The sequence below is a fragment of the Dietzia alimentaria 72 genome (assembly GCF_000226215.1).
Classification (GTDB): Bacteria; Actinomycetota; Actinomycetes; order Mycobacteriales; family Mycobacteriaceae; genus Dietzia; species Dietzia alimentaria.
Genome location: NZ_AGFF01000024.1, coordinates 237,524 through 251,217, shown reverse-complemented (window position 1 = coordinate 251,217; position 13,694 = coordinate 237,524). Strand labels below are relative to the sequence as shown.

The 13,694-nt window shown below is 69.4% G+C and carries 14 protein-coding genes and 1 tRNA gene; 13 read left to right on the top strand and 2 right to left on the bottom strand.

Annotated features, from left to right (window positions below):
* Positions 1–35: 35 nt before the first annotated feature.
* Positions 36–590, top strand: coding sequence for a hypothetical protein (locus ON04_RS13265; protein ID WP_010542115.1), 555 nt, complete (start codon positions 36–38; stop codon positions 588–590).
* Positions 591–616: 26 nt separating this feature from the next.
* Here the strand turns inward: ON04_RS13265 and ON04_RS13260 are convergent.
* Positions 617–692 (bottom strand) — tRNA-Arg (locus ON04_RS13260).
* A 207-nt stretch (positions 693–899) separates the two neighbouring features.
* On the opposite strand from ON04_RS13260, the gene rplM reads away from it, so the two are divergent.
* From rplM to glmM, 3 genes are all read left to right on the top strand, one after another.
* Positions 900–1,343, top strand: coding sequence for a 50S ribosomal protein L13 (rplM, locus tag ON04_RS13255; protein ID WP_010542114.1), 444 nt, complete (start codon positions 900–902; stop codon positions 1,341–1,343).
* On the top strand, positions 1,340–1,897 hold the full coding sequence (gene rpsI, locus ON04_RS13250; RefSeq protein ID WP_010542113.1) for a 30S ribosomal protein S9: 558 nt from the start codon (positions 1,340–1,342) through the stop codon (positions 1,895–1,897). Before rplM ends, rpsI begins: the two co-directional genes overlap by 4 nt.
* 160 nt (positions 1,898–2,057) lie before the next feature.
* Positions 2,058–3,419 carry a phosphoglucosamine mutase gene (gene glmM, locus ON04_RS13245; protein ID WP_010542112.1) on the top strand — a complete coding sequence of 454 codons (1,362 nt, stop codon included), beginning with the start codon at positions 2,058–2,060 and terminating at the stop codon, positions 3,417–3,419.
* 22 nt (positions 3,420–3,441) lie between these two features.
* Here glmM and ON04_RS13240 read toward each other — a convergent pair whose 3' ends face one another.
* The gene (locus tag ON04_RS13240) at positions 3,442–4,314 is read right to left on the bottom strand and encodes a dienelactone hydrolase family protein (protein WP_010542111.1); all 873 of its coding nucleotides are present in this window, start codon (positions 4,312–4,314) and stop codon (positions 3,442–3,444) included.
* Between the two features lie 73 nt (positions 4,315–4,387).
* Here ON04_RS13240 and glmS point away from each other — a divergent pair, with 73 nt between their 5' ends.
* The 9 genes from glmS to groES all read left to right on the top strand — a co-directional run bounded on the left by glmS (position 4,388) and on the right by groES (position 13,576).
* A complete protein-coding gene (gene glmS, locus ON04_RS13235) occupies positions 4,388–6,244 on the top strand; it encodes a glutamine--fructose-6-phosphate transaminase (isomerizing) (RefSeq protein WP_010542110.1) in 1,857 nt (618 codons plus the stop codon).
* Between the two features lie 13 nt (positions 6,245–6,257).
* Positions 6,258–7,757, top strand: coding sequence for a bifunctional ADP-dependent NAD(P)H-hydrate dehydratase/NAD(P)H-hydrate epimerase (locus tag ON04_RS13230; protein ID WP_010542109.1), 1,500 nt, complete (start codon positions 6,258–6,260; stop codon positions 7,755–7,757).
* Between the two features lie 29 nt (positions 7,758–7,786).
* On the top strand, positions 7,787–8,974 hold the full coding sequence (gene alr / locus ON04_RS13225) for an alanine racemase (protein ID WP_050815355.1): 1,188 nt from the start codon (positions 7,787–7,789) through the stop codon (positions 8,972–8,974).
* The gene (locus ON04_RS13220; protein ID WP_010542107.1) at positions 8,971–10,203 is read left to right on the top strand and encodes an alpha/beta fold hydrolase; all 1,233 of its coding nucleotides are present in this window, start codon (positions 8,971–8,973) and stop codon (positions 10,201–10,203) included. Before alr ends, ON04_RS13220 begins: the two co-directional genes overlap by 4 nt.
* On the top strand, positions 10,200–10,712 hold the full coding sequence (gene tsaE, locus ON04_RS13215) for a tRNA (adenosine(37)-N6)-threonylcarbamoyltransferase complex ATPase subunit type 1 TsaE (protein ID WP_010542106.1): 513 nt from the start codon (positions 10,200–10,202) through the stop codon (positions 10,710–10,712). Before ON04_RS13220 ends, tsaE begins: the two co-directional genes overlap by 4 nt.
* Positions 10,713–10,716: 4 nt before the next feature.
* Entirely contained in the window at positions 10,717–11,457 is a 741-nt protein-coding gene (gene tsaB, locus ON04_RS13210) for a tRNA (adenosine(37)-N6)-threonylcarbamoyltransferase complex dimerization subunit type 1 TsaB (RefSeq protein ID WP_010542105.1), read from the top strand.
* On the top strand, positions 11,454–12,056 hold the full coding sequence (rimI, locus tag ON04_RS13205) for a ribosomal protein S18-alanine N-acetyltransferase (protein WP_010542104.1): 603 nt from the start codon (positions 11,454–11,456) through the stop codon (positions 12,054–12,056). Before tsaB ends, rimI begins: the two co-directional genes overlap by 4 nt.
* Entirely contained in the window at positions 12,053–13,090 is a 1,038-nt protein-coding gene (gene tsaD, locus ON04_RS13200; RefSeq protein ID WP_010542103.1) for a tRNA (adenosine(37)-N6)-threonylcarbamoyltransferase complex transferase subunit TsaD, read from the top strand. The genes rimI and tsaD overlap by 4 nt, the downstream gene beginning before the upstream one ends.
* A 198-nt stretch (positions 13,091–13,288) precedes the next feature.
* Positions 13,289–13,576: a co-chaperone GroES gene (groES, locus tag ON04_RS13195; RefSeq protein ID WP_010542102.1), complete on the top strand. Its 288-nt coding sequence runs from the start codon at positions 13,289–13,291 to the stop codon at positions 13,574–13,576.
* The last annotated feature ends 118 nt before the right edge of the window (positions 13,577–13,694 follow it).

The window sequence follows — 13,694 nt, the reverse complement described above, 5'->3', positions numbered from 1 at the left end:
GGCACTACCACACCGATTCGGAGGCGGTAGAGCATATGTATCCCGGACAGGACGACCAGACTAGACGCATCGGGCAGCAGCCGGATTCGCGTGCCTACTCGCAGAGGGGCGGCGACCGCGGTGACGACGAGGCCTACGCCGTAGATGGCGGATACGGCCCCGGATATGCCGAAGCCCCGCCACGGCGCGGGCCCGCGCTCGACGTGGGCAAGTTCGTCGGAAGCGTCGCGGCCACAGCCCTGGTCGCTGCGATCGCAGGCTGGCTTATCGCCTGGGTGGTGGACGCGGTGTTCATCAGGTTCGGCCACACCTGGGCGAGCGGCGGGAACACGCCCACCATGTACGCGGTTTACGGGGCGGTGGCGGCCGTACTCGCCGGATTGCTCTGGTACCTACTGTTGGTGGGAACAGCGAATCCGCAGCAGTTCTACTCGTGGACAGTCGGGCTGCTGATCGTGGCGGCGGTGGCACTGCCCTTGCTGGTCACGGTGCCCTTCGTGGACGGTCTCGCCGCGGCGATCGTGCACCTGTTCATCGGTCTGCCGATCCTCGCGTTGACGAGTGCGTTCTCCGCGACCCTACGGCGATGATGTGCGCCGACCGGCGCGGCCGGATGTGGTGCCCCCGAGAGGAATCGAACCTCCGACACCGGCTTTAGGAGAGCCGTGCTCTATCCACTGAGCTACGAGGGCGGGAACCGGGGAGAGTCTAACCGATGGCCCGGTTGGCCGTGACAGACGACTTGGAGTGTGGCTCGCGGTGCCGGTAGTGTTGACGATCGGCGTCCGTGCCGTCCCTCGAGGGGCGGTGTCGCGCCTCGCGCGGGTCACCACCGGCCGCCGCGCGAGGGGGAGGGAGCCCGCCGGCCGGCAGCCCACGAGACAACAGAGGTATCGCCTGTGTCCACGTACACCCCCAAGCCCGGGGACGTGACGCGCGCCTGGTACGTCATCGACGCCACTGATGTGGTGCTCGGTCGACTTGCAGTCCAGGTCGCTAACATCCTCCGCGGTAAGCACAAGCCCCAGTTCGCCCCGAACGCCGACACCGGCGACTTCGTCGTGATCATCAACGCCGATAAGGTCGCGATCTCGTCGAACAAGCGCGAGCGCGTCCAGCACTACCGGCACTCCGGGTTCCCGGGCGGACTCAAGTCGCAGTCCCTCGGCAAGGCCATGGACACCCGTCCGGACCGCGTGGTCGAGAAGGCCGTCAAGGGCATGCTCCCGAGCAACAAACTCGGTCGTGCCGTCGCCTCCAAGCTCAAGGTGTACGCGGGCCCCGATCACCCGCACGCCGCCCAGCAGCCCGTGCCCTACGAGATCAAGCAGGTGGCCCAGTGACCGAAGAGAACATCACCCCCGAGGCCGAGGCCCCCATCGCCGATGAGGTTGACGAGACGGTAGCCGATCTCGCCGCCGAAATCGCCGAGGACTACAGCGAGGCCGATTACGCCGGTGGCACCGACCTCGTCGCTGACGCCGACACCCAGCTCGGGTCCGCGGTCACCTCCGGCCAGGCCCAGGCCGTCGGCCGTCGCAAGGAGGCCGTCGCTCGCATCCGCCTGCTGCCCGGCTCCGGCCAGTTCACGCTCAACGGTCGCACCCTCGAGGAGTACTTCCCGAACAAGGTGCACCAGCAGCTCGTCAAGTCGCCGCTGGTGACCGTCGAGCGCGAGGAGCAGTTCGACATCGTGGCGCTGCTCCACGGTGGCGGCCCCTCCGGTCAGGCCGGTGCCATGCGCCTGGCCATCGCCCGTGCCCTCACGCAGTACGCGCCGGACGACCGTCCGGCGCTCAAGGCGGCAGGCTTCCTCACTCGGGATGCCCGCGCAGTCGAGCGTAAGAAGGCCGGTCTCAAGAAGGCCCGTAAGGCCCCGCAGTACTCGAAGCGCTGATCCACGGATCGGCTTTACCAGAGCAGGTTTCCGCACCCGCGGGAGCCTGCTCTGGCTCATTTGGCAAGCGCATGAGCGGCCGGGGTTATCCTGTCCCGGTCGTACCCGCCCGTCGTCCGCGGCGCGGTGACAGAATCACGACTCCGGAGGATCACACGACATGACCCGACTGTTCGGCACCGACGGGGTTCGCGGTCTCGCCAACCGGACGCTGACCGCGGACCTGGCCCTCCGCCTGGGCGCGGCGGCCGCGGCTGTCCTGGCCGCGGAGAGCGACGCCCAGCACGTCCGCACCGAATCGGGACGCCCGCTGGCCGTGGTCGGAAGGGACCCCCGGGTATCGGGGGAGATGCTCGAAGCCGCGCTCGCAGCGGGGTTGGCTAGCCAGGGGGTGGACGTACTGCTGGTCGGTGAGCTGCCCACGCCCGCGATCGCTCACCTGACCTCCCAGCACAATGCAGCTCTCGGGGCGGTGATCTCGGCCTCCCACAACGCCATGCCGGACAATGGCATCAAGTTCTTCTCCGCGGGAGGGCACAAGCTTGGTGACGACGTCGAGGACCGCATCGAGGCCGCGCTGGGAAGCGGTCCGGTGAGTGGTCCGACAGGAGCGGCGATTGGCCGGATTTCACACGCGACATCGGAAGACTCGTTCGACGGCTATGTGACCCACCTGCTCGGAGCCACGCCCGGAAAGCTGGATGGCATCGTCGTCGTCGTCGATTGCGCCAACGGCGCGGCCAGCGTCGTTGGTCCGCGCGCCTACCGTGAGGCCGGCGCGACTGTCATCGAGATCCACTCCAGTCCGGACGGGTACAACATCAACGACGGCTGCGGCTCCACCCACCTCGGTGATGTCCGCTCAGCGGTTCGCGAGCACGGCGCCGATCTGGGACTGGCGCACGACGGTGACGCTGACCGCTGTCTGGCGGTCGACGCTTCCGGTGAGGTGGTCGACGGCGACCAGATCATGGCGATCCTCGCCCTGGCTATGCGGGATTCCGGCGAGCTCGCCGCCGACACCCTCGTCGCCACCATCATGAGCAACCTGGGGCTCAAAGTTGCCATGGAGAGCGCCGGCATCAAGGTGACCGAGACCAAGGTCGGGGACCGCTACGTCCTCGAACGGCTCCGCGAGGGCGGATACAGTCTCGGCGGTGAACAGTCGGGGCACCTCGTGCTCCCCGCGCACGCCACGACCGGTGACGGAGTGCTGACTGGCCTGCGGATCATGGCGCGTATGGCGGAGACCGGGCGATCGCTCGCCGACCTCGCCGACGTGATGACCGTGCTCCCGCAGATCCTGATCAACGTGTCTGTCGACGACAAGGCCGCCGTTGCGGCGTCGACCGCGGTCGAAGACGCAGTCGCCCACGAAGAGGTCAAGCTCGGTGCGACCGGGCGGGTGCTGTTGCGCCCCTCCGGAACCGAGCAGCTCGTGCGGGTGATGGTCGAGGCCGAGGACGTGGACCTGGCGCGGGAGATCGCCGAGCGGCTGGCGGATGTCGTCGCCGCGGTGTGAAGCCAGCGGTAACGACGACCACTCAGCCGCCGGTGAGGCCCTTGACCAGCTTGAGCAGCGGGGGAGTGCTGGCGATCAGGTCGTCGGCCTCCTCGTCCAGCAGCTCATCGGTCACAGTCACGGTGCCCTTGATCTTCTCGTCGGGATCCGCGAACGCCGAGTATTTCTTGTCGCCAGCGAGCGTGGCCAGGAGGTAGCCGGCCAGGAGTGGTCGAACCGTGCGGTGCGTGCGGCGATCCGGGTCCGCCAGGCCGATGTTCTCCAGTAGCGGGTTGCGTTCCACCAGCCCCTTCTCGATGGCCTTCTCCAAGCGGCGGTGCACCAGCTCGCCGCGCCAGGACTCGTGGAGGGTGCGGGCGTCCTCTCCGTGGACTCCGCCGGAGGCGGAGAGCAGCAGCGCGGGGGAGTCGATCATATTGGCGCGGTCGGCGGCAGACGGCACGGTCTCTGTGGGGAAGACCATCGCTACGGCGTCGATATCCGTGCGCTGTGATGCCAGTAGCGCTGCGATTCCGCCTCCGAGCCCGTGACCGGCCAGTGCGATACGTCGGGGGTCGGCCCGGACGGTTCCCCTGCCGAGGGTGGCCTGCAGAACGTCCTCGATCGCTGCGGACACATTGTCGGCGAAGTGCTGGTGATGTGGACGTGCGGACGCATCGGTACCGGGCGCCACCACGACGAAGCCCCACGACGCCAGGTGTTTGAGGGTGTCCACGTAGTGACGGGGACCCTTGGTCCAGTCGTGCGCCCACCCGACCAGCGGTGCGGGCGAGGGGGCGTCGCGGGGGACGAATACCGCGCCCGGCGTCCCTGTGAAGCCGAGGTCACCGGTGTCGATCCCGTACGGACCGCGCCTACTCAGCTGTGCGTGCAATTCCTTGGTCTTGATGGCCACGGTGGCAACAGTATCGCCTCGGGGGCGAGTAGGGGGCTAGGGATCGGTCAACCCGTGGCTACACTTAGCCCCCATGTGCGGAATCGTTGGATATGTCGGCCATCGGGCTGCCCTCCCTATTGTCGTCGAAGCCCTGCGACGAATGGAATACCGCGGCTATGACTCGGCGGGCGTAGCCATTCTCGACGGCGCTGGAAGCTCGCGGGTGGAGAAGAAGGAAGGCAAGCTGGCAAACCTCGAGGACGCGCTCACCGCTCGCGGCGAGGGCGGGTTCCCGGGCGCGACCGGCATCGGCCACACGCGCTGGGCCACGCACGGCCGTCCGAACGACCGCAACGCGCACCCGCACGTGTCGGGCGATGTGGCGATCGTGCACAACGGCATCATCGAGAACTTCGCAGCACTGCGAGCCGAGCTCGAGACCGCCGGCGTCGACCTGGTCTCGGATACCGACTCCGAGGTCGCCGCGCACCTGCTCGCTCGTGAGATGGAATCCCGTGCCAACGAGGGTGACTTCGTGGCGTCGTGTCGTGCGGTGCTCGCCCGTCTCGAGGGTGCCTTCACGCTGGTGTTCAGCCACGCCAAGCATCCGGACGTGTTGGTGGCCGCGCGCCGTTCCACTCCGCTGGTGTTGGGGGTCGGCGACGGCGAGATGTTCCTCGGCTCGGATGTGGCCGCGTTCATCGAGCACACCCGAGATGCGGTGGAGCTCGGTCAGGACAACGTCGTGGTGTTGCGCGCCGACGGCTACGAGGTCACCGACTTCGCCGGTGAGCCCGCCGAGGGCCGCCCGTTCCGCATCGACTGGGACCTTGCGGCCGCAGAGAAGGGCGGTTACGACTACTTCATGCTCAAGGAGATCGCCGAGCAGCCCCAGGCTGTCGCCGACACCCTGTTGGGACACTTCCGTGACGGCCGGATCGTCCTGGACGAGCAGCGGATCTCCGACCAGGAACTGCGCGATGTCGACAAGGTGTTCATCGTCGCGTGTGGCAGCGCCTACCACTCGGGCATGGTCGCCAAATACGCTATCGAGCACTGGACGCGCCTGCCATGCGAGGTCGAGATCGCGTCCGAGTTCCGCTACCGCGACCCGGTGCTGGACCGCTCCACGCTGGTCGTGGCCATCTCGCAGTCCGGCGAGACCGCCGACACGCTCGAGGCGGTTCGGCACGCCAAGTCGCAGAAGGCGCGAGTCCTGGCGGTGTGCAACACCAACGGTTCGCAGATCCCCCGTGAGGCCGACGCCGTGCTCTACACGCATGCCGGCCCCGAGGTCGGTGTGGCCTCGACCAAGGCCTATCTCGCCCAGATCACGGCCAACTACCTCGTCGGCCTGGCGCTGGCGCAGGCCCGCGGGACCAAATACCCGGACGAGGTGGCGGCCGAGTTCCGTCAGCTCGAGAAGATGCCCGCGGAGATCCAGAAGGTCGTGGACTCACTCGAGCCGGTCCGTGAGATCGCGCGCGAGCTGGCCGATTCCAAGTCGGTACTGTTCCTGGGCCGCCACGTTGGCTACCCGACCGCACTGGAGGGCGCGCTCAAGCTCAAGGAGCTCGCCTACATGCACGCGGAGGGCTTCCCTGCGGGCGAGCTGAAGCACGGCCCGATCGCACTCATCGAGGACGGCCTGCCGGTCTTCATCGTGATGCCGCCGGTCGAGGGGCGAGGTGTCCTGCACTCGAAGCTCGTGAGCAACATTCAGGAGATCCGCGCGCGCGGTGCTCGCACCATCGTGATCGCGGAAGAAGGCGACGAGGTGGTCAAGCCGCTCTCGGACTACTTCATCCCCATCCCTGCCTCCACCACGCTGCTGCAGCCGTTGCTGGCAACGATCCCCTACCAGGCGTTCGCCGCCGAGGTCGCGGCCGCGCGGGGGTATGACGTGGACAAGCCGCGTAACCTCGCCAAGTCCGTCACGGTGGAGTGAGCCGGAGTCGGCAGTGACGAGGCGCGCCCACCCGGTGGAGGCGATCCGCGCCGCCGAACTCCCGCTCATCCGGGCGGCCGCGGCGGGCGGTGACCCCGACGCGGTGATGCGTCGGGCTGCTGCCGGGGTCGCTCACCATGTAGCCGCGTTGCTGCGCGAGCGCACCGGTGGTGTCTACGGGCGCGCCGTGCAGTTGCTCGTCGGTGCCGGCGACAACGGTGGCGACGCCCTCTACGCCGGCATGTTCCTGCGGAACCGGGGCTGCCGGGTCGACGCGATCCTTCTCGACTCCGACCGTGCGCACCCACGGGCGCTGGCGGCTCTGCGACGCTCCGGGGGGCGGATTCACGGGGCGGGGGCCGTGGGTTCCCGCGTGCTGGTGCCGGATGTCGCCATCGACGGCGTGGTTGGACTGGGCGGTAGCGGCCCCCTGCGCGCTCCGGCGGCCCGGATCGTCCGGGACCTGGCCGCGGCTGGTGTGCCGTGGGTGTCCGTTGATCTCCCCAGCGGTGTCGACGCCGACACCGGCACCGTCCATGACGCGCACGTCCCGGCGACGGTCACCGTGACCTTCGGTGCTCTGCGCCGCGCGCATCTCTTGGCGTCCCCGGCCTGTGGGCTGGTCGAGGTGGTGGACATCGGGCTCCCGGAGCTGTCGAATAAAAGCGGAAGCATCGCGTGCCCGACGTCCAAGGACGTGGGGCGGATGTGGCCAGTGCCAGGTCCGACGGACGACAAATACTCCCAGGGCGTGGTGGCGATCCGCGCCGGGTCGGATCAGTATCCGGGCGCGGCCGTCCTGTGTACAGGTGCCGCCGTGGCCGCGACCTCGGGGATGGTCCGCTACGTCGGTTCGGGTGCGGACGCGGTACTCGCGGCCAGGCCTGAGGTCGTATGCCATCCCACCGTGGCTGAGGCGGGCAGGGCTCAGGCCTGGGTGGTGGGGCCGGGCGCCGGTACCGGCACCGAGGCGATCGCGGACATCGACGCGGTTCTCGCCCACGGGCGGCCCACCCTGCTCGACGCCGACGCGTTGACGTGTGTCGCGACGCACCCGGTGCTGTTGCGCTCGGCCAGCGCACCGGTGTTGCTCACCCCGCACGCCGGCGAGTTCGATCGCCTCACCGGGGGGTGGGAGCGAGAAGATCGAGCAGGCGCTCTACGACGCTTTGTGGGTGGATTGCGCGAGCGTGGGATCACCGCGACGGTGCTGCTCAAGGGCCGTGTGACCCTTGTCGACGACGGCGAGACGACATTCGCCGTAGACGCAGGTTCCTCGTGGGCCTCGACCGCGGGCTCCGGGGACGTCCTGTCCGGGGTGGCCGGCGCGTTGCTCGCCAGCGGCACCGCCGCCGGAGAGTCGATCGCATGGCCGGCGGCCGCGGCGGTCCTGGCCCACGCGGAGGCGGCACGCGCGGCTTCGCTCCGGGCCGGTGGCGCGGGCGCCCCGGTCGGCGCCTCTGACCTGCTGGCAGCCTTACCGAGGGCGATCTCGGCCCTGCGAGCGGCGTGAATCGTCCCCGGCGGTTCCTCTTTGGCAGTATGGACCAAATGGGTCCAGTCGTCCCCCCGGCACCGTGTCGCGCAGAGATAGATCTGGACGCGATTGAACACAACAGTCGCGTCCTTGTCCGTGCTGCCCAGGGGGCGCGGGTCATGGCCGTGGTGAAGGCCGACGCGTATGGTCACGGGGCCGTTCCGGTTTCTCTCGCGGCCGTGCGCGGTGGCGTTGACGCGTTGGGCGTCACCACGATCGGCGAAGCGCTCGAACTCCGCTCGGCGGGGATCGATGCGGAGATACTGGCTTGGCTGTACTCGGTCTCGGATGACGTGCGAGCCGCGCTCGAGAACGACGTAGACCTGGCGATCCCCAGTCCAGCCCACCTGGACACCGTCATCGAAGCGGCTCGCCGCACAGGTCGCCGGGCGCGCGTAACACCGAAGATCGACACCGGCCTCGCCCGTTCGGGGATCACTCTCGACGCGTGGCCGGCGGTTCTCGATCGGCTGGTCACCGCTACCGCGGGCGGCCTGATCGAGGTCACAGGGTTGATGGCGCACTTCGCGCACGCGGACGACCCCGGCAATCCGGTGATCGACGCGCAGGTGCGACGACTGCACGAATGCGTGGCGCAGGCGCGTGCCCGGGGTCTCGAATGCCCTGTCAACCACCATGCCAACACGGCCGCCACGTTGACCCGGCCCGGGGACGGCTTCGAGATGGTCCGCCCGGGTATCGCCCTTTACGGACTCAACCCGGTCGAGGGACTCGAGACCGACCTGATCCCGGCCATGACGTTCGCCGCCGAGGTGCTCATGATCAAGCGGCTGTCCGCCGGTCAGGGCGTGAGCTACGGGCACACCTGGTACGCGCCGGAGGACACCACGGTTGCGCTCGTGGCCGCGGGCTATGCCGACGGGGTCTGGCGCCTGCTCTCGGGCCGTCTCGACGTGTCCATCGGCGGACGCCGGTACCCGAACGTCGGACGCGTCTGCATGGATCAGTTCGTGGTCGACCTCGGTCCCGAGCCGCCGGAAACGCTGCGGGCAGGGGACACCGCCGTGCTGTTCGGGACGGGGGAGGACGGGGGCCCCACGGCCGCGGAATGGGCGCGCACGCTGGGGACCATTCACTACGAGGTGGTCACCGCTGTGCGCGGCCGCGCGGCGCGACAGCACGTCATGCGGGGCCGTCACGCCCCGGGCGGACAGTCGGGGAGCACGGCATGAGCCAGGACGACGACACCACGGGCCGCCGGGGCAGACCCCGGATGCGGTTGCCCCGCCAGCCCACCCGGTCGACGGGTGAAGATCCGGTCGAGGTCCGGTCGCCTGAACTCGTCGGGGCCGGGCCGGATGACGCCGAGGCGGTCGCTGACCAGATCCGCACGCCGGGGGGACTGGCGGCCGGACTCAGCGCACTCGGTGCCGCGACCATCGGCTCCGTCGGCACCCTGCTGCCGGGCCGTCGGGCCTCGGACCCATGGGCGGCCGAGGATATGACGGAGCTCGGCGTGGATCGCGGCTCGATGGTCGCCGCCAGCGACGGAGTCCCGTTGGCGGTGCGGGAGGCCGGACCGACCGATGCGCCCATGACCGTCGTCTTTGCGCACGGCTACACCCTGTCCATGGATACCTGGCACTTCCAGCGTCGGCACCTGCAAGACCGGTTCGGTTCCGAGATCCGGATGGTCTTCTACGACCAGCGAGGCCACGGTCTCAGCGGGAAGAGCACACGTGAGAACTCGACGATCGCCCAGCTCGCGTCCGACCTCTCCACGGTGATCAACGCGACGGCGCCGACGGGCCCGGTCGTGGCGATCGGTCATTCGATGGGCGGGATGTCGGTGATGGGCTTTGCCTCCCGGCACCCGCAGATCGTCCACGACCGGATCATGGGAGTGGGGCTGGTGGCCACGGCGATGGCCGAACTCTCCGAGGCCGGCCTGGGCGCGGTTCTCGACAGCAAGGCGATGGCACGAGTCGCCAGACTCGCGTCCCGTACCCCTGGCGTGTTCACCGGCGGGCGAAGGGCTCTCGGCGCGATCATCTCGCCCTTCATCTACGGGGGCTCGTTCGGTGACCCCGCCAGGACGAGTCCGACGGTGGCGCGGTTCGTGGACCGGCTCATCGCGTCCACCGACGTACTGACCATCGCCAACTTCTTCGAGACCCTCACCCAGCACGACGAGTCGGCGTCCATGCACGTCCTCCGTGACGTGCGCACCACGGTGCTGTGCGGCGACCGTGACCTGTTGACCCCGCTGGACCGGTCGGTGGACATCGTCGAGGAACTCCCTGACGCCGAGTTCGTTGTGGTCCCGGGCACGGGGCACATGGTGATGTTGGAGGAGCCCGCACACGTCTCCGAGGTGCTTGGCGACCTGGTGGCTGACGCGATCATCGGTTGGCGTGAGCGAGAGCGCAGAGGCGAGACCGTCGCGGACGGCCGGGCGTGACGATCGACGAACAGGGACGGCGCGACCTGCCGACAGTCGAGGACACCCACTCGCTCGGCGTCGAACTGGCAGGCCTGTTGCGGGCCGGAGACGTGGTGGTGCTCGACGGCCCCCTGGGCGCGGGGAAGACCGCGCTGACGACCGGCATAGCCACCGGACTCGGGGTCCGCGGTCGGGTCACTTCTCCGACTTTCGTCATCGCGCGTCGGCACGCTCCTGTGGACCCCGACGGGCCGGGACTCGTCCACGTGGACGCGTACCGACTCCTCGGAGTGCACGACCCGGACGGGCAGCAGCCGGGTGCGGGGGATCTGGCCGACCAGCTCGAGTCCCTGGACCTGGATTCCGCACTCGACGGCGACGTGGTGGTGGTGGAGTGGGGTGCCGGGTTTGTGGACTCCCTCGTCGAGGATCCGCTGGTGGTCACCCTGCAACGCCGTCCGGACACCGAGGTCCGTTCCGCGACCTGGCACCGGGGCGGCCCGGGGGCCGCCCCGGCGGTAACCTGACCTCGTGCTCGTCCTAGCCGTAGACACCTCCACCCCCTTCGTGACCGCGGGAGTCTGCAGGCTCACCTCCGGCGACGCCGGCCCCGCGGTCGAGACCCTCGCCATGCGCGTGACCGAGGACGCCCGGGCCCACGCCGAATTGTTGACCCCTCACATCCTGGAGTGCCTAACCGAGGTGGGCGTCACGCCGGACGAGCTCGACGCCGTGGTGGTGGGAATCGGGCCGGGCCCGTTCACCGGACTGCGGGTCGGGATGGTCACCGCCGCGGCGTTCGCCGATGCCATCGGAAAGCCGGTCCACGGGATCTGTTCGCTCGATGGGCTGGCCGCCCGCGCGCGCGCCGCCGGAGCGACCGGCGACCTCGTCGTCGTCACCGATGCCCGTCGGCGCGAGGCCTACCACGCGCACTACTCCCCGGAGGGCGGGCGGATCTCCGGCCCCACGGTGGGGCCGGCCGCGGACATCGAGTTCGGTCAGGGGGTGCAGGGCGTCGGCGACCCCGTTCGACTGCGTGAGGTCAGGAGCCGCACCGGCCCGGGTGGCGAGACCGCCGTGGTCACCGTCGCCCCGGGGCTAGAAGCGGTGACCGCGCCCGACCCCGCGGGGCTGGTCACGGTTGCCGCACCCGACCTGCTCGCCGGCGTGACCCCCGCCCCGCTCGAACCGCTCTATCTACGCCGTCCCGACGCGGTGCCGCCCCGACGGAGCGAACCGTCCTCCGCGCTGCAAGGACTCGACCGGTGATCGGCGTCGGCCCGACCTCTGTCGTCTACGACCATCTGGTAGCCGACGACGCTGTGCACTGCGCCCAACTCGAGACGGTGCTGTTCGCCGGTGACGGACCCTGGTCCGCCGCGGCATTCCTCTCGGAGATCGGATCGCGGCACACCACGTGCTTCGCGGCCCGACTCCACGGACAGCTGATCGGCTACGCGGTCCTGGCCGCCCTCGGGCGAGCGGGCGACCAGGAGTTCGAGGTGCACACCATCGGCGTGGACCCGGACCACCAGGGGCTCGGAATCGGGCGAACGTTACTGCTGCGGATGATCGACGTGGCCGACGCCGAGGGCGCGCCCGTGGTGCTGGACGTCCGCACCGACAACATCCCCGCACGCACCCTGTATGAGGCCCACGGCTTCGAGATCGTGGGCGTGCGCCCCCGTTATTACCGGCCCAGCATGGCCGACGCCTACCTTATGACGCGTCCCGCGCGTTCGCGCGACAGAACAGGGCGGCGCGGAGTCACCGGGGACCGCGGTGAGGTGGCTGGCAGCGGTGGGGGCGCCTCCCGATCCGGAACCAGCGCTGGACCACCCGACAGACGAGAGGGGTTCGGCTCATGAGAACCGTCATGGGGATCGAGAGTTCGTGCGACGAGACCGGCGTGGCCGTGGCCCGTGTGCACGACGACGGGAGCGCGGAACTGCTGTCCGACGTGGTCGCCTCGTCCATGTCCGAGCACGCACGGTTCGGCGGGGTGGTGCCGGAGATCGCATCCCGAGCGCATCTCGAGGCACTGGTGCCCACGGTCCGCGCCGCGCTTGCCGAGGCGGGGGTGGAACGCCCTGACGCAGTGGCCGCCACGATCGGTCCAGGCCTCTCGGGGGCGCTACTGGTCGGTTCTTCGGCTGCAAAGGCGTACGCGGCGGCGTGGGGCGCGCCCTTCTATGCGGTCAACCACCTGGTGGGGCACGTGGCCGTGGCCGGTTTCGACGGCGGGCCTCTGCGCGAATGCGTGGCGCTGCTCGTCTCTGGCGGCCACACTCAGCTCTTGCACGTGCGCTCGCTGACCGACCAGGTGGAGGAACTCGGCTCCACCGTCGACGACGCGGCCGGCGAAGCCTACGACAAGGTCGCGCGGCTTCTGGGCCTCGGCTACCCGGGCGGGCCTGTCATCGACAGGCTCGCGGCCACCGGCGATCCGCGCGCGATCGTCTTCCCGCGCGGGATGACGGGACCGCGGGATGCGCGACACGACTTCTCTTTCTCGGGGCTCAAGACCTCGGTGGCCCGAAGGATCGAGGCGGCTGAACGTGACTCCGAGCAGATCGAGGTGGCCGACGTGGCCGCGTCGTTCCAGGAGGCCGTGGTCGACGTGCTGACCATGAAGGCGGTCCGCGCCTGCACCGATCTGGGTGTGGAGACCCTGCTCATCGGGGGAGGGGTTGCGGCGAACTCCCGCCTGCGGGAACTGGCGGCGGAGCGCTGCGCCAACGCCGGTATCACCTTGCGGGTCCCGCGTCCGCGGCTGTGCACAGACAATGGGGCGATGGTGGTGGGGGTGGCCTCCGCGCTGCTCGCAGTAGGTGCCGCGCCCAGTGCGCTGACGGTGGCCGCCGATCCGGGACTGCCGGTCGGGGTGACCCAGGTCAGGTGAACCCATTGCCGCAAGGGCGATGTCGCGTGCTCGCCACCGGCGAAATCCGGCCGATCGGGCACCCGAGACACTTGAGTGCTGGCACTCGCGCATATAGAGTGCCAATAGGCATGGACACCGGCCGCGTCACCCGCGACGACGCCCTCCGGCGCCCGGCCCCTCAGAACACACCAGTCATCTACACACGGAGGATCCATCGTGGCGATCAAGCCGCTTGAGGACAAGATTCTCGTCGAGGCCACTGCTGCCGAGACCACTACGGCATCCGGCCTCGTCATTCCGGACACCGCCAAGGAGAAGCCCCAGGAGGGCACCGTCGTCGCGGTCGGCAAGGGCCGCTTCGACGAGGACGGCGACCGCATTCCCATGGACATCGAGGAGGGTGACAAGGTCATCTACTCCAAGTACGGCGGCACCGAGATCAAGTACGAGGGCAAGGACTACCTGATCCTTTCCTCGCGCGACGTTCTCGCGGTCATCGACTGACGTGACCCGCTGAACCCCGCCCCGACGGTGCCGGCAGATGCTCGGTGCCGCCGGGGCGGTGGTGTCTCACGCCTCAAGGCCGCCCGTTTCGACCATCCCACTTCCTCCCAGGAGCCCC